17 protein-coding genes and 1 pseudogene are annotated in these 19,489 nt (G+C 63.0%); 10 read left to right on the top strand and 8 right to left on the bottom strand.

Translation table 11 applies throughout. From position 1 onward, the window contains the following. The first annotated feature begins 555 nt into the window (after positions 1 to 555). The 5 genes from OKW26_RS13155 to OKW26_RS13135 all read left to right on the top strand — a co-directional run bounded on the left by OKW26_RS13155 (position 556) and on the right by OKW26_RS13135 (position 5,694). Positions 556 to 1,548 (top strand): TRAP transporter substrate-binding protein, encoded by a 993-nt coding sequence (locus OKW26_RS13155; RefSeq protein ID WP_090806078.1) that lies wholly within the window; start codon positions 556 to 558, stop codon positions 1,546 to 1,548. 177 nt (positions 1,549 to 1,725) lie between these two features. Next, positions 1,726 to 2,235: a TRAP transporter small permease gene (locus OKW26_RS13150; protein WP_035470962.1), complete on the top strand. Its 510-nt coding sequence runs from the start codon at positions 1,726 to 1,728 to the stop codon at positions 2,233 to 2,235. Between the two features lie 13 nt (positions 2,236 to 2,248). Next, the gene (locus tag OKW26_RS13145) at positions 2,249 to 3,601 is read left to right on the top strand and encodes a TRAP transporter large permease (protein WP_429353877.1); all 1,353 of its coding nucleotides are present in this window, start codon (positions 2,249 to 2,251) and stop codon (positions 3,599 to 3,601) included. Positions 3,602 to 3,678: 77 nt separating this feature from the next. Then, positions 3,679 to 4,890: a porin gene (locus OKW26_RS13140; RefSeq protein ID WP_184067077.1), complete on the top strand. Its 1,212-nt coding sequence runs from the start codon at positions 3,679 to 3,681 to the stop codon at positions 4,888 to 4,890. 249 nt (positions 4,891 to 5,139) lie between these two features. Then, positions 5,140 to 5,694 (top strand): putative glycolipid-binding domain-containing protein, encoded by a 555-nt coding sequence (locus OKW26_RS13135; RefSeq protein ID WP_026225863.1) that lies wholly within the window; start codon positions 5,140 to 5,142, stop codon positions 5,692 to 5,694. Here the strand turns inward: OKW26_RS13135 and OKW26_RS13130 are convergent. The 3 genes and pseudogenes from OKW26_RS13130 to OKW26_RS13120 all read right to left on the bottom strand — a co-directional run bounded on the left by OKW26_RS13130 (position 5,691) and on the right by OKW26_RS13120 (position 7,767). Further along, complete coding sequence (locus OKW26_RS13130) at positions 5,691 to 6,278, bottom strand: N-acetyltransferase family protein (RefSeq protein ID WP_429353876.1); 588 nt, start codon at positions 6,276 to 6,278, stop codon at positions 5,691 to 5,693. The two genes, OKW26_RS13135 and OKW26_RS13130, sit on opposite strands and share 4 nt — an antisense overlap. 76 nt (positions 6,279 to 6,354) lie before the next feature. Continuing rightward, positions 6,355 to 6,723: pseudogene (locus tag OKW26_RS13125) on the bottom strand (hypothetical protein); the annotation flags it as partial. Positions 6,724 to 6,879: 156 nt separating this feature from the next. Continuing rightward, positions 6,880 to 7,767 (bottom strand): DMT family transporter, encoded by an 888-nt coding sequence (locus OKW26_RS13120; RefSeq protein WP_429353875.1) that lies wholly within the window; start codon positions 7,765 to 7,767, stop codon positions 6,880 to 6,882. Between the two features lie 111 nt (positions 7,768 to 7,878). On the opposite strand from OKW26_RS13120, the gene OKW26_RS13115 reads away from it, so the two are divergent. After that, positions 7,879 to 9,318, top strand: a complete 1,440-nt coding sequence (locus tag OKW26_RS13115; RefSeq protein ID WP_429353874.1) for a PLP-dependent aminotransferase family protein — start codon at positions 7,879 to 7,881, stop codon at positions 9,316 to 9,318. Positions 9,319 to 9,363: 45 nt separating this feature from the next. Here the strand turns inward: OKW26_RS13115 and OKW26_RS13110 are convergent, their stop codons facing one another. The 3 genes from OKW26_RS13110 to OKW26_RS13100 form a co-directional block, all read right to left on the bottom strand. Continuing rightward, a complete protein-coding gene (locus OKW26_RS13110) occupies positions 9,364 to 10,437 on the bottom strand; it encodes a TAXI family TRAP transporter solute-binding subunit (RefSeq protein WP_184067085.1) in 1,074 nt (357 codons plus the stop codon). 256 nt (positions 10,438 to 10,693) lie between these two features. Continuing rightward, positions 10,694 to 11,884, bottom strand: coding sequence for a hypothetical protein (locus tag OKW26_RS13105; RefSeq protein WP_429353873.1), 1,191 nt, complete (start codon positions 11,882 to 11,884; stop codon positions 10,694 to 10,696). Between the two features lie 431 nt (positions 11,885 to 12,315). Then, on the bottom strand, positions 12,316 to 13,827 hold the full coding sequence (locus OKW26_RS13100) for an MDR family MFS transporter (protein WP_429353872.1): 1,512 nt from the start codon (positions 13,825 to 13,827) through the stop codon (positions 12,316 to 12,318). Between the two features lie 75 nt (positions 13,828 to 13,902). Here OKW26_RS13100 and OKW26_RS13095 point away from each other — a divergent pair, with 75 nt between their 5' ends. Beyond that, on the top strand, positions 13,903 to 14,715 hold the full coding sequence (locus tag OKW26_RS13095) for a TetR/AcrR family transcriptional regulator (protein ID WP_429353871.1): 813 nt from the start codon (positions 13,903 to 13,905) through the stop codon (positions 14,713 to 14,715). 47 nt (positions 14,716 to 14,762) lie between these two features. On the opposite strand, the gene OKW26_RS13090 is transcribed toward OKW26_RS13095, so the two are convergent. Beyond that, on the bottom strand, positions 14,763 to 15,494 hold the full coding sequence (locus OKW26_RS13090; RefSeq protein ID WP_429353870.1) for a ribonuclease activity regulator RraA: 732 nt from the start codon (positions 15,492 to 15,494) through the stop codon (positions 14,763 to 14,765). Positions 15,495 to 16,009: 515 nt separating this feature from the next. Here OKW26_RS13090 and OKW26_RS13085 point away from each other — a divergent pair. Further along, positions 16,010 to 16,534, top strand: a complete 525-nt coding sequence (locus tag OKW26_RS13085) for a response regulator (RefSeq protein WP_184067100.1) — start codon at positions 16,010 to 16,012, stop codon at positions 16,532 to 16,534. Positions 16,535 to 16,682: 148 nt separating this feature from the next. On the opposite strand, the gene OKW26_RS13080 is transcribed toward OKW26_RS13085, so the two are convergent. Further along, complete coding sequence (locus OKW26_RS13080) at positions 16,683 to 17,282, bottom strand: Fur family transcriptional regulator (RefSeq protein WP_429353869.1); 600 nt, start codon at positions 17,280 to 17,282, stop codon at positions 16,683 to 16,685. Positions 17,283 to 17,542: 260 nt separating this feature from the next. Here OKW26_RS13080 and OKW26_RS13075 point away from each other — a divergent pair, with 260 nt between their 5' ends. Together OKW26_RS13075 and OKW26_RS13070 are read left to right on the top strand one after the other, a co-directional pair. Then, positions 17,543 to 18,784: a TrkH family potassium uptake protein gene (locus OKW26_RS13075; protein ID WP_429353868.1), complete on the top strand. Its 1,242-nt coding sequence runs from the start codon at positions 17,543 to 17,545 to the stop codon at positions 18,782 to 18,784. Beyond that, positions 18,774 to 19,469 carry a potassium channel family protein gene (locus OKW26_RS13070; protein ID WP_429353867.1) on the top strand — a complete coding sequence of 232 codons (696 nt, stop codon included), beginning with the start codon at positions 18,774 to 18,776 and terminating at the stop codon, positions 19,467 to 19,469. Before OKW26_RS13075 ends, OKW26_RS13070 begins: the two co-directional genes overlap by 11 nt. Positions 19,470 to 19,489 lie beyond the last annotated feature (20 nt).

The following is a 19,489-nucleotide window of genomic DNA, read 5'->3' as shown; positions in this document are numbered from 1 at the left end:
TCAGGACCATTCGTATGGCCCTTTATTTGTCACTCGTCGTACAACGTGTTGTGTGAAGACCACGCCGCCACGTATTTCTTCAGCAAAAATACCACAGCTCCGCAGACTGTACCGATTCCGTCCCCAGCCAATGCCGGACGGCGCGGGACCTTGTGGCATGCCACGCCGGTCATCCGTACCGGCGCTTTTCTTGATGCGGGTAAATACCGTCTGTACAAGATAAAACCCCTTTTATAGACTTCGTATGTTGTCGTACAACATATAAGTCCAAACAAATGGCTTTCTGTGTTCGTGTGACAGTGCAATTCGGTGGGTTTTCAAGGCATTCATGCCGCCGCGGTCGATGCGGCATGCATGTCCGAAGCCGGCCGGCGTGATTGAAGTAAGTAGTCGAGTTGTCGACTGGAGTGCTGGGTCAACTGTGCCGGGGAAGTCGCACAGCCAGTACGGCCAACGCCCGCACCTGCGAAGGCAGTGAGCGTGAAGCCGGAGACGCGTCAAAACCATGTCACATCCGCTGTTGCTGGGATGGTCTATTTTTCAAGGAATGTCACGATGAACAAGAAGTTTGCCTCTTCCCATGTTTCGATGATCGTCGCGGCCGCGGCGTTGGCGTTCAGCACGATGTCGGCTGAAGCGCGCGTGTTCCGCGTCGCCGATGTGCACGGCGACACCTTCCCGACCAACATGGCCGTGAAGTACATGGGCGAGGAGATCAGCAAGGCGACCGGCGGCAAGGACTCCGTGAAGGTGTTCGGCAACAGCGCGCTCGGTTCGGAAAACGACACGATCGACCAGGTCCGTATCGGCGCGCTCGACATGGCCCGTGCCAACGGTGCTGCGTTCAACGAAATCGTGCCGGAATCGATGATCCCGTCGCTGCCGTTCCTGTTCCGCGACGTCGACCATTTCCGCAAGGTCATGTACGGTCCGGAAGGCCAGAAGATCCTCGACGCCTTCACCGCGAAGGGCATGATCGCACTGACGTTCTACGAGAGCGGCGCACGCTCGATGTACGCGAAGAAGGCGATCAAGTCGCCGGCTGACATGAAGGGGCTGAAGGTCCGCGTGCAGCCGTCCGACCTGATGGTCGACGAAATCAAGGCAATGGGCGGCACGCCGACCCCGATGCCGTTCTCGGAAGTCTATACGGGCCTGAAGACCGGCCTCGTCGACGGCGCCGAAAACAACCTGCCGTCGTACGAAGAAACCAAACACTTCGAAGTCGCTCAGATCTACTCGGAGACCCAGCATTCGATGACGCCTGAAGTGCTGGTGTTCTCGAAGAAGGTGTGGGACACGCTGTCGCCGCAAGAGCAGCAGATCATCAAGAAGGCCGCGGCTGACTCGGTGCCTTACTACGAGAAGCTGTGGACCGCGCGCGAAGCCGACGCACAGAAGGCCGTCACGAAGGGTGGCGCAACGGTCATCGCGGCTTCGCAGATCGACCGCGCGGCTTTCGTGAAGGTGATGCAGCCTGTGTGGGCGAAGTATGAAAAGACCCCGCAAATGAAGCAGATCGTCGACGAGATCGAAGCAATCAAGTAAGTCACGCGTCCCGGACGCAATCAGCAATAGCAACGCTTGTCGCAACAGCGGCGTGAATGGTCCCGCGAGGAAACTCGCGAGACCTTCCGCCGCGCGATTTCGCGCGCGCGTGCGGATCGTGTCGCATCGGGACGGCTGAATCTCAAGCATAGGTCGGTCGTAAGCAAGGACAGGGTCATGAGTTTCCTGAAACGCCCAAATGATTTTCTTTTTCGCGTGCTGCTGGTCGTGGCGTCGCTTAGCCTCGCCGTGCTTTGCCTGCTCGTGATTTATAGCGTGGTGATGCGCTACGTGTTTAGCGACGCGCCCGATTTCGTTGAGCCCATCGCATTGCTGCTGGTGATCCTGATCGCGATGTTCGGCGCCGCGCTGAAGGTTCGCGAGGGCGGTCACATCGGACTCGACTCGCTCGTCAAGAAATTGCCCGAGAAAGGCCAGGTGATCGCGAAAGGGATTCAGCACCTGTGTCTGGTCGCTTTCGCGGTGGCGGTCTTCGTCGGTTGCCTCGAGATGGCGGAAACCACGATGGGCGACCGCATTCCGATCATCGGCGTGCCGGAAGGCGTGCGCTACTGCATCCCGATCTTCGCGAGTGTGTGCATCGCGTTGTTCTCGATCGAGCATCTGCTCGAACTCTTCGCGGGGAAACGGGAAGAGCCGGCGCTCGAACTCTCCGCCACGGAATAAAAGTAGAACCATCATGGAACTTGCCCTTCTTACCGCCAGTTTTCTAATCTTCCTCTTCCTCGGGGTTCCGGTTTCATTCGCGTTGGGCCTGTCCTGCGTTCTGACGTACCTGTTCGAAGGCTTGCCGACCGCGACCGCGATGCAGTCGATGATCTCGGGCATGAACGGTTTCTCGTTCCTCGCGGTCCCGTTCTTCATCTTCTCCGGCGAGCTGATGCTCCACGGCGGCATCGCTGACCGCATCCTGCGTTTCGCGCAGGCCTCGGTCGGCCATTTCCGCGGTGGCCTCGGCATGGCCAACGTGGTCGCCTGTACGCTGTTCGGCGGCGTGTCGGGTTCGCCGACCGCGGATACGTCGGCCATGGGCGGCGTCGTGATCCCGCTGATGAAGCGCGAAGGTTATAGCGCCGCATACGCGGTCAACGTGACCACGCACTCGTCGCTCGCCGGCGCGCTGATGCCGACGTCGACCAACATGATCATCTACGCGTTCGCCGCGCAAGGCGTGAGCGGCGTGCTGAACGGCAAGCAGATGAGCGGCGTGTCGATCGGCGATCTGCTGTTCTCGGGTCTGTTGCCGGTGCTGTGGGTGATGGGCCTCGTGCTGATCGCCGCTTACTGGCAGGCCGTCAAGTTCGGCTACCCGCGCCGTCCCGACGGTTCGACCGAACTGCAGCGTTTCCCGGGCTGGATGGCGGTGCTGCGCACGTTCATCGGCGCGGTGCCGGGTCTGATGGTCATCGCGATCATTCTGTTCTGCGTGGCGCGCGGTATCGCCACCGCGACGGAGGCGGCCGCAATCGCCGTGGGTTATTCGCTGATATTGACCATCGTCGTGTATCGCTCGCTGTCGATGAAGAAGCTCGGCCATGCGCTCGGCAAGGCCGCGAAAACGACCGGCGTGGTGCTGCTGCTGATCGGTGTGTCGAACATGCTGCGCTACCAGATGGCCTATCTGGAGATCCCGGAGGCGATCGAGCGCATGCTCGACGGCGCGACCTCGCTGCCGTGGCTGATGTTGTTGTACATCAACGTGATTCAGGTGTTCCTCGGTACGTTCGTCGACATGGCGGCGCACATCCTGATCACGACCCCGCTGTTCCTGCCGATGGCCATGCACAACGGGGTGGGCCCGGTTCAGTTCGGCATCATGATTCTGCTGAACTGCGCATTGGGTCTCGTGCATCCGCCGATTGGCTCGGTGCAGTTCATTGGTTGCGCAATTGGCAATGTGTCGATAGGGGAAACTACTAAGGTGGCTTGGCCGTATTACCTCGCTATCTTCTCGGCCATCAATATTGTCACCTATGTCCCGTGGTTCTCGACCTGGTTGCCGAGCATCATCAACGGTCACCCGGTGTTCTGATCCAAATAAAACGTCTTACCCACACTCAGCGGCGCTCGCATAGGCCGCATTAGAAAGTTTTTAACAGAGGAGTAACAATGAAAAAGACTCTCTTAGCTTCTGCCTTGGGGTTGGTCGCCCTGGGCGCACATGCGCAAAGCAGCGTGACGCTTTACGGTATCGTCGATACGGGCCTGGGTTGGCAGAACAGCTCGGCGTCGCTGACCACGGCGGCGAAACCGCAGACCGTCGCTGGCAACTCGCAGGTCAAGATGATCAACGGCATCTGGGCAGGCAGCCGTTTCGGTTTGAAGGGCTCGGAAGATCTGGGTGGCGGCACGAAGACGATTTTCCAGTTGGAAGAAGGCTTTAACAGCGCAACTGGCGCGCAAAGTGTGTCGGGTCTGGCATTCAACCGCCAGGCATGGGTCGGTCTGACGAACGCTCAGTTCGGTACGGTGACGGCAGGCCGCGGGTACACCTCGTACTACACGCTGCTCTCGCCGTATAGCCCGACCACGTGGCTGACCGGTGCATACGGTGCGCATCCGGGTGATATCGACTCGCTGGATACGACGTTCCGGGTGAACAACCAACTGGTTTATACGTCGCCGAGCTTTGCCGGTCTGACGGTTAGCGGTTCGTACGCACTGGGCGGCAACGCGGGCAGCTTCGCAGCCGGCCAAACCTGGAGCGTTGCGGCACAGTACCTGAACGGCCCGATCGGTCTCGCGGCAGGTATCCAGCGCATTGACAACGCGGCGACCGTTGGCACCCCCGCGTGGAATTCCACGGCGTCGAACAACGGCTCGCAGCCGTCCGTCTCGGCAATCAACAACGGCTTCCAGACCGCAGCGAAGCAGCAGCGCATTGCGGTGACGGGTGGTTACGCGTTCAACTCGCAGTGGGACGTTTCGTTCGCATACTCGAACGTTCAATACGCTGCGGGCCAGGCTTCGCTGTTCCACGACACGCAGATCTGGAATACCGGTGGCGCAGTGCTGCACTGGAAGCCGATCTCGGTGCTGGACCTGGCCGCTGGCTATAGCTACACCCGTGCAACGTCGTCGAACGGCATTCAGAGCACGGCTAGCTACAGCCAGTTCAACCTGTCGCAGTACTACTCGCTGTCCAAACGCACCGGCCTGTACGCACTCGAAGCGTATCAGCGCGCTAGCGGCCAGACGCTGTCGGGCAACGGCAAGTCCATCATCAACGCAGTGGCAAGCATCGGTGACGGCCAGAACGGTTCGCCGTCCTCGTCGCGCAGCCAGACCGCGGTTGGCGTGGGTATCATCCACAAGTTCTAAACAGTTACTGAATACGTGGCGGCACGTTGTTTTGCCGCCACATCGACGCGTTTTTTTTCGCGTCGTCAGTCTCGCAAAGCTGCGCACATTACGTGCGCAGCTTTTTTTTGGATGCTTCATTTTGATGCATCGCAGGCGCTGGTCTCGCCAGCGGTGCCAGATCTGGGTTGGGATTGCCTCGCGCGCGGGCTTTCGCGTTACGATGAGAGCCCGGCGCGCTTTCCTGCGCCGTTTGGCGAGGAGACGCCGATGCGTGAATTACGATGGGCTTCGGAAGAGGGCGATGGCATCGAACATCTGGTATTCGATGCGCGCGACGATGGCTTCGCCGTTGAAAGCGTCGTGGTCGGGCAGCGCTACGGCAAGGCGTACGGGCTGCATTACGCGGTGCGCTGCGACGCGCGCTGGCGCACGCGCTACGCGCGGCTGAAGATCGTCGGCGGTGGCGAACTGGAGCTGCATGGCGATGGCGACGGCCACTGGCACGACGGGCACGGCCTCGCGCTCAGCGCGATCGAAGGCTGTATCGACATCGATATCGCGGCGACGCCGTACACCAATACGTTGCCGATCCGTCGGCTGCAACTGGCGCAAGGCGAACGTCAGCCGATCGAAGTCGCGTATATCTCGACGCCGGACTTGCAGGTCACGCGCGCCGAGCAGGCCTACACGTGCATCGAGTTGAATGGCGAGTACCGCTACGAAGGCATTTTTCGCGAATTCACCGCCAATTTGCGCGTGGATAGCGATGGTCTCGTGATCGACTATCCGACCTTGTTCACGCGTTTGCCGCGCGCGCGTTAGGTTGTGCGTTCGGCGTCGCCTGCTGCGTTCGAGTCGTCGTCGGGCCCAGTCGATGCGCCGCGGCCGAGCGGGCGTTGCATCAGCGTCGTGTCGAGCCAGCGGCCGTGCTTGTAGCCGACAGCCTTCAACGTGCCGGTCAGCTCGAAGCCGAGTTGCGCGTGCAACGACAGTGAGCCGCCGCTGCCGCCATCGGCGATCACCGCGATCATCTGACGCCACGGTCCGGTCTCGCAACGTTCGATCAGCGCCTGCAGCAGCACGCGTCCGATGCCGCGTCCGCGATACGCGTCGTTGACGTAGATCGAGTCTTCGATCGTGTTGCGATAGGCGGCGCGCGGGCGATACGGCGTCGCATAGCAATAGCCGGCCACGTCGCCGTCGATCTCCGCGACCATATATGGCAGTCCGTGGCTGCGCACGCTTGCGAGCCGCGCGCGCAGATCGTCGACGGACGGCGGGGTTTCTTCGAACGACGCGACACCGGTCAGCACGTGATGCGCGTAGATCGCCTGGATCGCGGGGAGGTCGGCTTCGCTGGCGTCGCGGATCAGCGGGGCGCCGAGCGGAGGGCGGGGTGAACTCATGCGGGGTCCTGTCGTGGCGGGCGCAGTTTGGCGGAAGTCTTCACTATGCCTGTCGCCGGGGCGGATTTGAAGCGGGTCAAAGATCGCATTGATCGAACTCGCTCTGCAGCTCGCGATTACGCGCCACGCGTTCGTCGATAGCCGGTCCACGCCGTTCGACGACCGCCGAGATCAGCGAATCGACGTAGGAACCCGACATGCCGTCCGAATAGAACACGCGCGGGCGGATGTATTCGAGATAGCTGTAGAACGCGTTGCTGATGCCGCGCGTCGATTGGATGCCGAGGATGTAGACCGCATCGGCGTTCGCCATGCGCTCGGCGACGCGCGCGAAGGCCGGCGAGCGCGCGAGTTCATACAAGTGCTGGATCGCGCCGATCTCGAGTTCGAGCGATTGGGCGAGCGCGGCGTCGCGCGGCGAGGAGCCGTCAGCGACGCTCGGTTCATGAAGCTCACCGGTTTGCGCGCAGTCGCTCGGGCCACGACGGAACGCAGCGCGGGGCGCTGGTTGTGCCAATCTGCGAAATGATGACAGATCGATCCACGGTTCGCGCAATTCGATCCTGAAAAAGTCTGTTCGCCGTGCGACGGTCGAGCCGCGTCAGACCGGCCGCCGCACCGGCGCGGCGCGCGAAAAATGCCGTGCGCCAGCCACGCAGGCGACCACGATCACGGTGACGATGATCATCGTTGGCGGTACCTGCTCGTGCAGCAGCACGCCGGCGAGCAGCAGCCCGAAAAACGGCTGCAGCAGCTGCAGTTGGCCGACCGCCGCGATGCCGCCGAGCGCGAGCCCGCGATACCAGAACACGAAGCCGATCAGCATGCTGAACAGCGACACGTACGCGAGTCCCCACAGCGCGGCGGCGCCGACACCGTCGAACGACACGGGCCGCGTCCACCATGCGAGCGGCAGCATCAACGGCAGCGACAGCACGAGCGCCCACGAAATCACCTGCCAGCCGCCGAGATGACGCGACAACCGCGCGCCTTCCGCGTAGCCCAGCCCGCACACGACGATCGCCGCGAGCATCAGCGCGTCGCCGAGCGGCGAGGCGTCGATGCCGTGACGCAGCGCGAACGCGGCCACCGCCGCGCTGCCGAGCGCCGAGAACAGCCAGAACGCCGGCTGCGGCCGCTCGCCGCCGCGCAACACGGCGAAGATCGCGGTGGCGAGCGGCAGCAGGCCGATGAACACGACCGCATGCGCGGCGCTCACATGACGCAGCGCGAGCGCGGTCAGCAAAGGAAAGCCGACCACGACGCCGAGCGCGACCACGACGAGCGGCAGCAGATCGCGCCGCGCCGGGCGGGTCTCGCGGAACACCAGCAACAGCAGCAGACCAAGGATGCCCGCGATCGTCGCGCGCGCCACGGTCAGAAACACCGGATCGAGGCCCTGCACGGCAAGCCGCGTGGCCGGCAGCGAGCCGCTGAAAATCAGCACGCCCGCGAAACCGCTGAGCCAGCCGTTGGTGGTTTTGTCCATGGCAAACATCCCTGCGCTGAAAGAGTCTCATGGTGCGCGCCGCGGCCGTAAACGTTAAGCTACAGATCAGTACAGTTCGTACAAACTGTACCGAACATGGGAGCAGTACAGATGGCGGAAAACGAGAACAACGAGACGGTGCCGGGCACGCGTGTCGGCCTCGTGATGAACAATCTGCGGGAGCGTATCGCGAGCCGCTCGCTGATGCCGGGCGCCCGCATGCCGTCGATTCGCGCGATGACCGACACGCTCGGCGTGTCCAAGTCGACCGTGGTGGAAGGCTACGACCGTCTCGTTGCGGAAGGGGTGATCATCGCGCGGCGCGGCTCGGGCTTCTTCGTGTCGGGCCATGCGCCGCCGCTCGCGCTCGCCGATCTCGGGCCGCGGCTCGATCGCGAGGTCGATCCGCTGTGGCTCACGCGGCAGTCGCTGGAGACCGGCTCGAAAGCGCTGAAGCCCGGCTGCGGCTGGATGCCGGCTTCGTGGTTGCCGGAAGATGGCGTGCGGCGCGCGCTGCGCGCGGTTGCCCGTGATCCGCAATCGCTGCTCGCGGATTACGCGAGCCCGGCGGGCTTGCCCGCGCTGCGTCAGCAGCTTGCGTGGCGGCTTTCCGCGCACGGGGTCGATGCGCCGCCCGAGCAGATCCTGCTGACCGACGGCGGCACCCATGCGCTCGATCTCGTGTGCCGCTTCCTGCTCGAACCCGGCGACACGGTGCTGATCGACGATCCTTGCTATTTCAATTTTCAGGCGTTGTTGCGCGCGCATCGCGTGCGGATCGCGAGCGTGCCGTACACGCCGCAGGGACCGGATCTCGCGGCGTTCGAGCGCGTTCTGGTCGAGCAGCGTCCGCGGCTCTACGTGACGAACTCGGCGATCCACAATCCGACCGGCGCGACGCTCGCGCCGGCCGTCGCGCACCGGCTGCTGAAGCTCGCCGGCGAGCACGATCTGCTGATCGTCGAGGACGACATCTTCGCGGACTTCGAAGACGAAGCCGCGCCGCGCCTTGCCGCATTCGACGGCCTCGCGCGCGTCGTGTCGATCGGCAGCTTTTCGAAGACGCTGTCGGCGGCGGTGCGCTGCGGCTATATTGCGGCACGCGCCGAATGGGTCGAGCCGTTGATCGATCTGAAGCTCGCGACATCGTTCGGCAATGGTCAGCTCGCGGCGAGCGTCGTGCATCGGATGCTCGTCGACGGTACCTATCGGCGTCATCTCGAGGCGATGCGCGCGAAGCTGGCCGATGCGATGGGAGAGACCATCAGGCGTCTCGGCTATGCGGGCCTCGATATCTGGACACGGCCGCGCGCGGGCTTGTTCGTGTGGGCGCGCTTGCCCGGGGCGCTCGATGCCGCCGACATCGCCCGTCATGCGCTGACGGCGGGCGTCGTGTTCGCGCCGGGCAACGTGTTCAGCGCGTCGCAAGCGGCGGCGGGCTTTCTGCGTTTCAACGTGTCGCAATGCAATCGCCCGAAGGTGTACGAGGCATTGCAACGGGCGATGCAAGCGTGCACGGTGTCGGCCGGCGCGGGGCGCGAGCGGGTCTGAGACGAACTCAGGCGAAGCAGGCGTTCGCGGTCGCCCGCTACAGCGTTATTTGCACAGCAGAAGCATCCGTTCTTCTTCCGAGCAAGGCGTGTGCGGTTTCGGCGCGGGTTGCGCGGCCGCCGCGCTGATCGCCGCGCTGCGGTTCGCGAGACACGCGCGCAGATGCTTCTCGACCGGACCGTAGTACTTCCACCCACGAACGAGCGTCGGCAATTCGAGCTTCACCTGTTTCCATTTCGGATGGCCATGCTCCTGCAGATTGTCGAAGTTCGCGCACAACGAGTCGGCGAAATGATTCAGATTGCTGACTGTGTCGCGCAAGCCGTAATCGTAGGTGACCAGAAACGCTTTGACGGTCAGACCCGGCACGTCTTCCTTCAACCAGCCTGGGTAGCTGCTTTGGTGGATCGTAGTCGGAAAGTAGGTCTGCTTCGCGCGGTTCGTCTCCGGCGCGTTGGGATCGACGGGCAACAGACGCAACTGTGACAGCAGGTCGGGTTTCATGTCGTTGAACAGCTTTGCCGGCTGCCCGACCACGATGATCGCGACGTCGATCTTCTTCACGATCAGCGCGGCGAGCGCGTCCTCGTTGCTCAGATGCACGACGTTCTGCTCCGGAATCGGCTGGCCGAACATCAGGCGATAGAGCGTCGTCGCCGACTGCGCGGTGCCGCTGCCTAGCAGGCCGACGCTGATGGTCTTATCCTTGATGTCGGCGAGCGTTTTCAGCGGCGAATCCGCCCGTACGACGACGTTAATTTCCTCGTCGTAGAGCGGCATGATCAGTCGCAGCGGCCGGATCGTCGTGCCCGCATCGGGGTTGCCCGAGTTGGCCATGTCGATGAACGCCTGGTACACGTCGGACTGCACGAGCGCGAGCTTCACGCCGGGCTCGAAACGCATGCGCTGCACGTTTTCGGCCGAGCCTTTCGACGCCACCACTTCGAGGTCGATGCCAACCGGCTGGGCCACCCATTTCGACAGGTCATTGCCGATCTGGATATATGTGCCGCGCTCCGGCCCGGTGACGATCTTGTAGTGCGCCGGTTCCGCGCCGGCCAGCGAACATACGACCAGTACCACCAGGCCCAGCCAGCCCGCGAGGAGTCTCTTCAGCATGATCTTTCTACCTATCGGTCAGGTTGATCCCGCTTCACGCGTGGCGCGTGGAAGCACCAGTGATCCGGTTGCCCTGTCATGTTCAAACTGCTGCCAGGGTCGCTCCGTCTGTTTCCGCTCAGAGCACACACGATAATGTGCGAATCGGCACAGACGGCGGCCATTTGATCTGGTATGCGAAGCAATGTTTTTGCGCGACGGCGCAGCAGTTTGCGTCTCCGGGACCCGGTTCGGACCGTCGCGTCGCGCGTGAGCGCTAGTTGCTCCGCGGCGTCGCGGTTCTCACGACGCCGACGTTCGTTGCAGTCACGACCCGTTCGCCGTGCGCTTGCATGCCGACGGGCAGCGGTGCCTGCGCTTGCGCTTGCGCGAGCGGCGCGCCCGGCGCGGCATCCGTCGTCGCCGCATGCGGCGGAGTCAGCGGCGCCCAGCCGGTCTCGCGAATGACGCGCTCGAGGATCACTTTCGCCGCGTCGTTGCCGCTGTCGATCGCGAGCGCCTCGTTCGCATGCTGACGCGCGCACGGCCACGACTGCTGCGCGACGCAGGCCTGCGCGGCCTGTAGCGCAGTATCGCGACGCTGGACGAGCGGCCGCATCTGATCGGCCAGACCCTGCGCGTCGCTGTTTCCGGGTTGTAACGTTTGCGCGGCGGCGAGAGCGGCCTGGGCGGCGGACAGATCGTTCGCGCGGAACGCTGTCTTCGCGACCTGCAATGCTTGTCCGGCGTCGTGGAATTGCGGCGCGGGCCGCATGGGCGTCGCGGCCATCGGCGGCGCGGCAGGCGGCGCGGCTGGTGTCGCTGGAACGACAGGAGCCGCGGGCACGACGGGCGCGGGCTTCGCCGCCAGTGCGGTCACGGGCGGTGGCGCAGGCTTGGCCGCGGCCGGCGCGTGCATGGTCTGTGCTTGAGCAATCACCGGGGCGGACACAAGCGGCGCGATCATGCCGGTCGTTGTTCTGGCATCCGGCGTAATCTGCTCCACGCCTTGATCCTCCGATTCGCCGCCGTCGCTGAATAGCGTATAAGCGACATACGTCAGGCCGATTGCGACAACCGCGCCGATCACGTACAGCACGCGCCAAATCGTCTGCGCAGTGTTGGGCGGCGCATACATCGGATCTTCGTAAGGTGGGATAGTGGTGTCGGTCGACACGAGCGCCGTGTGCATGACCGGCTCGGTCTGCAACAGGGGTTCGGACGCCATCGCGGCAGCGGCGATGGCGGGCTCGTCCCGTCTGCCGAGTTCGTCGTCGAAACGGGGCAGGGGCTTGTGCGTGGCGCTCGCACGGCTGCCTGGAATACCGGTGCGGATGTGCGGATCGTCCTGGTCGAACGGATGCGCAGCGCCACAGTAGGGGCAGGCGTCGACTTGTCGGTACAGTGCGCCACCGCAGCGTTTGCAGGGCGTGGGGAAAGTTTGGCCGGTTGCTGTCTGGGTGGACATGCCGTGGACCCACCTTTGGAAAACGATGCCGTAAAGGCATGCTTCGGATCGTGTAGAGGCAGGAGCCTTGTCCGCGGAATCACGATCCACATGCGCCGGAAGTCGTGGAGACGTAGGCAGCGGCTGCGTTTCCACGGGTTCCAATATGTGGCGTTTCACGGGGGACGTCAACGCGGTTGGCCCCTGGATTGTGTGCGCTACCGCTCATTCGGAGGTATGAAGAAACCCTGGCCATACATTCGAAACGAGTGTATGTGTCTGTTGTTTCACGACAAATGGAAGGTACCCGGAAGCATCGCGCTGCATGAAGCGAGCGCGACAAAAAAACAACGAGGCCGACGCGTCGTGCGTGCGGCCTCGTGATCAAGCTGCTATCTGGCGCTTGCCGGTACGCGTTTACATCAGCTTCCCGATCAGGCGTCGAAGTACGCTCAGTGCTTGCGCAACGGATGATCCTTCAGCAGCCATGCGAGCACGAAGGCGAGCACCACGACGCATGCGGCCGACAGATACACGGTGTGCAACGCACCCGCGAACGCATGCAGATAGTCGTTGCGCAATGCTTCGGGCAGCTGATGAATCGCTGCGGGACCCAATGCCTGCGGAAGTTCGGTGTCGGGCGGGATCAGCTTTTCGAGGCGTCCGGCGAGGCCGTTCGAGAATACCGCGCCGAAGCCGGCCACGCCGATCGAGCCGCCGATCGAGCGAAACAGCGTGACGCCCGATGTCGCTACACCCATATGCTTGAACTCTACGGTGTTCTGGACCGCGAGGACCAGCACCTGCATCACCATGCCGAGGCCGCAGCCGAGCAGACCCATGTACAGATACATCACATGAATCGGCGTATCGATCTGCAGGCGCGCGAGCAGCAGCATCGCCACGGAGACGAGGAACGTGCCCATGATCGGGAACAGCCGGTACTTGCCGATCTTGCTGATCACGCGGCCCGTCACCATCGACAGGATGAACAGGCCGCCCATCATCGGCAGCATCTGCATGCCGGCTTGCGTCGGCGTGGAGCCCTTCACGACCTGCAGATAGAGCGGAATGAACGTCACGGAGCCGAACAGCGATACGCCGATGATGAAGCTCACGAGGCTGCTGATCAGAAACGTGCGCTGTTTGAACAGTCCGAGCGGCATGATCGGTTCGACCGCGCTGCGTTCTTCGTGAATGAATCCCCAGATCGCTGCGAGGCCCATGCCGAGCGTGAACCACAGTTGCGGCGACGACCACGGCAGGATCGTGCCGCCCTGACTCGTGAACAGGATGATGCAGGTCAGCGCGCCGGCGAGAAACGCGGCACCCATGTAATCGATCGTGTGCTTCACGTGGCGCACGTGCGGCTTGAACACCGCGCCGATCACGATGAGCGACAGGATGCCGAGCGGCAGGTTGATGTAGAAGATCCAGCGCCACGTCAGGTGCTCGACCAGAAAGCCGCCGAGCAGCGGACCGATGACGGTGGCAAGACCGAAGATGCCGCCGAACACGCCCTGGTAGCGGCCACGCTCAGCGGGCGGAATCACGTCCGCGATCGCCGCCATCGTCACGACGAGCAGGCCGCCGCCGCCGAGCCCTTGCAGCGCGCGCAGCACGATCAGCTGGCTCATGTTCTGCGCGATGCCACACAGCGCCGAGCCGACGAGAAAGATGACGATCGCCGTCTGCAGCACGATCTTGCGGCCGAACAGGTCGCCGAACTTGCCGTACAGCGGCACGACGATCGTCGAACTGAGCAGGTAGGCGGTCACGACCCACGACAGGTTATTGAGCCCGCCCAGTTCGCCGACGATGGTCGGGAGCGCGGTCGAGACAATCGTCTGGTCCAGGGCGGCGAGCAGCATGACCAGCAGCAGCGCCGGAAACAGCAGCCGGATCGGCGGATGGTCGGCCGCGGGCGCGGGGTTGACTGACAGGGTCGTAGCGGGTTGTTCCATGGCGGCAACGCGTTGAAATTAATTAACTGAGAGATTAATATATGTGACATCGCCTCTCACGTCAAATTCAATGCAATGACAAGGATCTCGCCTGACGACGCCGCGGCGCACAATGCCGTGGCAGATACGGGGCCGCCCGCGCGAATTGCCGCGAAAGAGCGCGACGCGTCGAAGCCCAAACTCACGGCAGCGCCAACGGATATTCATGCCGCGAATATCGGCAGCAGCGCGCCGGCTGGATCGGCCGCCCGCCGCCCCGGCCGGCCGTCGGGCGCCGCGCGCGGTCCCGCGCAGCGTGCGCGCTTGCTCGACGCCGCGCTGACGCTGTTCGCGAGGCAGGGCATCGTCGAGACATCGCTGGGTGAGATCGCCCGCGAGGCCGGCTTCACGCCCGCGATGGTGCACTACTACTTCAAGACGCGCGATCAACTGCTCGATGTGCTGATCGACGAGTGTTTCGTACCGTTGCGCGCGAGCCTCGGGCTGCCGTTTCAGGAGAATCCCGACGATCCGGTCGCGGCAATCACGCAACTCACGGAGCGGCTCGTGCAGATCGCGAGCGACAACCCGTGGTTCGCGTCGCTGTGGGTGCGCGAAGTGATCAGCGACGGCGGGCTGCTGCGCCAGCGCATGCATGAGCGCTTTGGTTTCGTGCATCAGAAGGCGTCGCTGCTGGCGATCGCGCGCTGGCAGAAGGAGGGGCGCCTGAATGCATCGCTCGAACCCGCGCTCGTGTTCGTCACGCTGCTCGGCATGACGATTCTGCCGCTTGCCACCTCGAAGCTGTGGCGCAACGATCCGTTGCGCCACAGTATCGGCGGTGCGGAGATTGCGCGGCACGCGGTGGCGTTGCTGTTGCAGGGTATCGGGCCCGGCAAGGGCGATTGAACTGGCGCCCGTGTGGCGCACCGGTCGCCGCGTCGTTTGAAAGGGCCCTAGATTTTGCGATTTTTCTTCCACTCGTCGAACGCCGCCTTCGTCTCGTCGTTCGGCGGATAGGTGCCGGGCAGCGCGACGCCGGCGCGAATCCTTTCGGTGAGAAACGCCTCGAGCTGTTCTTGTCCGGCGGCGGCTTGCGCGACGTCGCTGGCCATCTTCAGCGGAATTACCACAACTCCATCCACATCGCCGACGATCACGTCGCCCGGAAACACCGCGACTCCACCACAGCCGATCGGCACGTTGATATCGACCGCGTGATGGCGGATCAGATTGGGCGGCGCGCTCGCGCCGGCGCAAAACACCGGCATGTCGAGCGCGGCGATCGTCGCGCTGTCGCGCACCGGGCCGTCGGACACCATCCCGGCAACACCGCGCACCTGCAAACGAAGCGACAGAATCGAACCGAACGACGCGCTGCCGCGCTCGCCGCGGCAATCCTGCACGAGCACGTGGCCCGGCGCAATGGTCTCGACGCATTTGCGTTGCGCGTATTCAGGGTCCGCGAATAGCTCCAGTACGTCGATGTCTTCGCGCGATGGGATGTTGCGCAGCGTGAACGCCGGCCCGACCAGATTCGCGCCGCGCCGCGGACCGAGCGGCGCGACGCCCTGCATGAAGGTGTTGCGCAGACCGCGCTTGAATAGCTGCGTGGTCAGCGTGGCGGTGCTGACGTGACGAAGGATGTCGAGCGTCGCGGCGGAAAGCGCGGGCGATGTGGCGGACATGGTGTCGGTTGACCTCGGGTTGAGATGAGGGGGCATCGGTAGGCGCGCATGCGCGCCCACGATGATAGCGCCGCGACACCACCGGTTAGCAGGCCAGCGCCATTCATCGCGCGACATCGGCAACCGCGACCGAGCCCTTCTTTACGTGACGCGAACCGCTGCAACGAGGCATGCGACGTGCTTGCAGTGTCGTCGGATGCGAGCGACTCAAAACGAACGGCAGCGCCGCGTTGTGCAAACAATACGAAGGGCAGAATCGATACCGGGCGGGGAAGGCCGTACGAACGGGGTTCGTACGAACCGCGCCGGAACATCGGGTGCCGGTGATCGGCGAGCCGCGGAAAAACTGCGGACACTGAGCAGCTAAATCGCGGTGCGCGTCGAGCGCCGTTTTTTCATCGACGTGCAATTTTGGCGCGTTACCGTGCGCAAGCGTTGTACTCGGGAAGATGTTGCGCAATGTTTTACAAGCGCGGACCAGTCTGCAACTCGGCGTGCGAAATCGGGTCGGAATCATGGACAGCAACACCCTGGCCGCGCGAATCGGCGGCAATCAGCAAAGTGAAATACAAAGTGAAACCTCCGCCCCCTCGGACGGCCTAACCGGTTTTTCAGAGCAACAACATACGATGAACGCAGCAATGAGGCTCGATCAGGCCACGATCGTGCTGGTGGAGGACGACCCGGACAGCCGGGAATCGTTGACCTTGTTACTCGAGGCGGAAGGCGCGAAGGTTTGCGCGGTCGCCGATGCGGAAGAGGGCGTCGTGGCGGCGATGCGGTTGCTTCCCGACGCGGTCGTCTGCGACCTCGACTTGCCGGCCATGGATGGCTTCTATCTGATCCAGCGGCTGCGCGACCACGAGATTTGCGGCGGTCATTCCCCTTCGGTGGCGGTGGCCCTCACCGGCCATACCGACGACGCATACCGCCTGCGCAGCATCGGCGAAGGCTTCCAGCATTTCATGACCAAACCCGCGTTACCCGAAGCGCTCGTGACGCTGCTGCACGACGCGATCGACGCCCGCGCGGCGGGTTGATCGACGCTTCGCAGCGGCTCTCGCGGGAGCTGGTTTTAGACAGGGCAGGCCGGCGCGCGGCGGGGAGATGTCGTTTCTCGAAGCAGCGCACGGCCATCGACGCTTTGCAGCGCGTCACACAGCGTTGCGCACCCAATGTGGCGCGCCGCTATTTCGCCGCGGCCACCGGCGCGGCCGCGCTGGCCGCTTTGGCCGCCTGACAGGCGGCACACAATCCCTTCAATTCGATTTCGTCGCTCGCGAGCCGATAGCCCGCGTCCTCGATCTGCGCGACGAGGGCCTGACGCAGCTTCGGTTGATGCAATTCGGTGACACTGCCACATTGCTGGCATACGACGAGAATGCCGTGCTGGCATTGCGTCAGATCATGGCAGACAGTGAACGCATTGATCGATTCGATCCGATGCACGAGCCCCACCGACAGTAAAAAATCCAACGCGCGATAGACGGTCGGCGGCGCCGAGCCGGCGTGGATCTGGCGCATTTCGTCGAGCAGCGAATAGGCCTTGGTCGCGCGTCCCGAGTTCAGCAGCAGTTCGAGCACCTTGCGCCGGATCGGCGTGAGTTTTTCGCCGCGTTCGCGGCAATATTCCTCGGCGAGTGCGAGAGCCGCTTCCTGCGACGGGCCATGTGCGTGCGACGGCTCGTGCACATCGTGAGGCGCTTGATGATCGTGTGCATCGGCGGCGGGGGCGGCAGGTGTGGGAGCGACCGGACGGCCGGTCGCGGCGGGCTTGGCGGTTTTCATGCGTCGATTATAGAGGCAGGGGGATGCAAGTGCCGCGCCGGTCGAAGCGTCGAGAGAATCGGGATTGCCCAGATTTGGCTTACAACTGACAACAAACGAAAAATAGGGTCTTTACTGGCAAAAAATGCCTATTCTTTGTCAGTCAGTCTCTGAATGTTTTTGATGGGATCTCGATGAGACAACTGCTTCACCCATCGCGGGCAGTAGCCTTAGCCTTTCTCTTTACGATTGCCGCAGGGACGCTCCTTTTGAGGTTGCCCTTGTCGCAGGCCAAAGGTGAGGCAACGCCGTGGCTGAGCGCTTTTTTTACCGCTACCTCCGCGGTCTGCGTGACTGGACTCGTCGTTGTCGATACGGGCACCTACTGGTCGAGCTTTGGACAGTGGGTCATCCTTGGCCTGTTTCAGATTGGCGGTTTCGGCATGATGACCGCAGCCACCTTGCTGGGACTCATGGTCAACCGGTCCTTGCCGCTGCGAGCGAAGCTGATCACCCAGGTCGAGACGCACACGCTCCGTCTCGGGGACATCGGCAGCGTGGCGCGCCTCGTGATCGTCGTGACGCTCGTCACTGAACTGACCACGGCACTCTGGCTGACGGTCAGGCTTCATCTCGGGTACAACATCCAATGGGGCGAGGCCGCATGGAGTGGATGGTTCCATGCGGTCTCCGCGTTCAACAACGCGGGCTTTTCAATTCACCCGGACAGTCTGATGCGCTATGCCGCCGACGCGTCGATGCTGGTACCGGTGATGGTCGCGATTGTCGTCGGCGGAATCGGGTTTCCGGTTCTGTACGATCTGCGGGAAAAACTTCGGGGTGCCCGTCGGCTTTCATTGCACACCAGGCTCACTTTAGTGGTCACGGGGGTGCTGCTGCTCGGCGGATTTCTTGCGTTGCTGCTGTTCGAATGGACCAATCCGAAAACCCTGGGTCCGATGCCGTTCGGAGAGAAGCTCCTTTCGGCAGCTTTCGCCTCGGTATCCGTGCGCACGGCGGGTTTCAACTCGCTCGACGTCGGCGCAATGCGTCATGAAAGCTGGGCCCTGCATTTCTTCCTGATGTTCGTTGGCGGGGGCAGCGCGGGAACGGCAGGGGGTGTCAAGATCGGCACCATCGCCATTCTGGCCTTGCTGGTGATCGCAGAGATCCGCGGGCGTGGCGATATCGAAGCGTTTGGGCGCCGTGTCAGCGCGTCGGCGCAGCGGCAAGCGATTACCGTGGTGGCGCTGGGTGCCGTGATGATCACGGTTGGCACAGTGATCATTTTGCACATCACCGATTTCCCCACCGATCAGGTCATCTTCGAAGTTATTTCGGCGTTCAGTACGGTCGGTCTGTCAATGGGTATCACCGGTGATCTGCCTGCGCCGGCACAGTTCGTGATCATCGCGCTGATGTACGTCGGCCGGGTTGGAACCATTACCTTTGCGACGTCGTTAATGCTGGTTGAGCGGCGTGCGCAATATAGCTACCCGGAGGAGCATCCAATTGTTGGCTGACCTGTTCAAGATTTCGCTCTCTTTTTCGAAAGGCGACAGTGTGGTCGTCATCGGTTTGGGGCGGTTCGGCTGTGCCGTGGCCCAGTCGCTGCTTCGGCTGGGCCATGACGTGATGGGAATCGACCGGGACGAGCAGCAGGTGCAGTTATGGGCGGACCGGTTGACGCATGCCGTCCAGGCCGATTCGACCAACGTGAATACCCTGCGCCAATTGGGTGTTGCGGACTTCCCTCATGCGATCGTGGGCATTGGAAGCGACCTGTCGGCGAGCCTGATGACCTTGATGGCCCTAACGGAACTTCAGATCAAGGACATCTGGCTGAAGGCGGTGACCGCGGAACACGGCCAGATTGCCCAGCGCATCGGCGCGCATCACGTGGTTTATCCGGAAGCGGAAATGGGTGAACGGATCGCTCACCTGATCGCAGGCCGAATCGTGGACTACATTGAATTCGGAGAAGGATTTGCCGTCGCCGCGATTCATGCCCCGGCGCCGACACACAACCGTCCGCTCGCAGATTGCGGCGTTCTGGAGGCGTTCGGTGTGATGGTCATGGCCGTCAGGCGCGCTGGCGAAGAGTTCCAGCACGCGGGGCCTGACACGGTTGTTGTGCCGGGGGATCTGCTGATCGTGTCGGGCCCCGCGAGCAAGGTCGAAGAGTTTGCGGGTCGCGCGAATACCTGAACCGTTTCCGCCGACCCGCG

The sequence above is a fragment of the Paraburkholderia sp. 32 genome, assembly GCF_050435345.1.
GTDB classification, from domain to species: Bacteria; Pseudomonadota; Gammaproteobacteria; order Burkholderiales; family Burkholderiaceae; genus Paraburkholderia; species Paraburkholderia tuberum.
This window is presented reverse-complemented; position numbering and strand designations above follow the sequence as displayed.

Excerpts from the sequence above, each read along its gene's own strand:
- OKW26_RS13105 (WP_429353873.1), bottom strand. The coding sequence starts at position 11,884 with ATGTCCACCCAGACAGCAACCGGCCAAACTTTCCCCACGCCCTGCAAA.
- OKW26_RS13150 (WP_035470962.1), top strand. The coding sequence starts at position 1,726 with ATGAGTTTCCTGAAACGCCCAAATGATTTTCTTTTTCGCGTGCTGCTG.
- OKW26_RS13115 (WP_429353874.1), top strand. The coding sequence starts at position 7,879 with ATGGCGGAAAACGAGAACAACGAGACGGTGCCGGGCACGCGTGTCGGC.
- OKW26_RS13155 (WP_090806078.1), top strand. The coding sequence starts at position 556 with ATGAACAAGAAGTTTGCCTCTTCCCATGTTTCGATGATCGTCGCGGCC.
- OKW26_RS13110 (WP_184067085.1), bottom strand. The coding sequence starts at position 10,437 with ATGCTGAAGAGACTCCTCGCGGGCTGGCTGGGCCTGGTGGTACTGGTC.
- OKW26_RS13080 (WP_429353869.1), bottom strand. The coding sequence starts at position 17,282 with ATGAAAACCGCCAAGCCCGCCGCGACCGGCCGTCCGGTCGCTCCCACA.
- OKW26_RS13120 (WP_429353875.1), bottom strand. The coding sequence starts at position 7,767 with ATGGACAAAACCACCAACGGCTGGCTCAGCGGTTTCGCGGGCGTGCTG.
- OKW26_RS13100 (WP_429353872.1), bottom strand. The coding sequence starts at position 13,827 with ATGGAACAACCCGCTACGACCCTGTCAGTCAACCCCGCGCCCGCGGCC.
- OKW26_RS13140 (WP_184067077.1), top strand. The coding sequence starts at position 3,679 with ATGAAAAAGACTCTCTTAGCTTCTGCCTTGGGGTTGGTCGCCCTGGGC.
- OKW26_RS13090 (WP_429353870.1), bottom strand. The coding sequence starts at position 15,494 with ATGTCCGCCACATCGCCCGCGCTTTCCGCCGCGACGCTCGACATCCTT.
- OKW26_RS13135 (WP_026225863.1), top strand. The coding sequence starts at position 5,140 with ATGCGTGAATTACGATGGGCTTCGGAAGAGGGCGATGGCATCGAACAT.
- OKW26_RS13095 (WP_429353871.1), top strand. The coding sequence starts at position 13,903 with ATGACAAGGATCTCGCCTGACGACGCCGCGGCGCACAATGCCGTGGCA.
- OKW26_RS13130 (WP_429353876.1), bottom strand. The coding sequence starts at position 6,278 with ATGAGTTCACCCCGCCCTCCGCTCGGCGCCCCGCTGATCCGCGACGCC.
- OKW26_RS13145 (WP_429353877.1), top strand. The coding sequence starts at position 2,249 with ATGGAACTTGCCCTTCTTACCGCCAGTTTTCTAATCTTCCTCTTCCTC.
- OKW26_RS13085 (WP_184067100.1), top strand. The coding sequence starts at position 16,010 with ATGGACAGCAACACCCTGGCCGCGCGAATCGGCGGCAATCAGCAAAGT.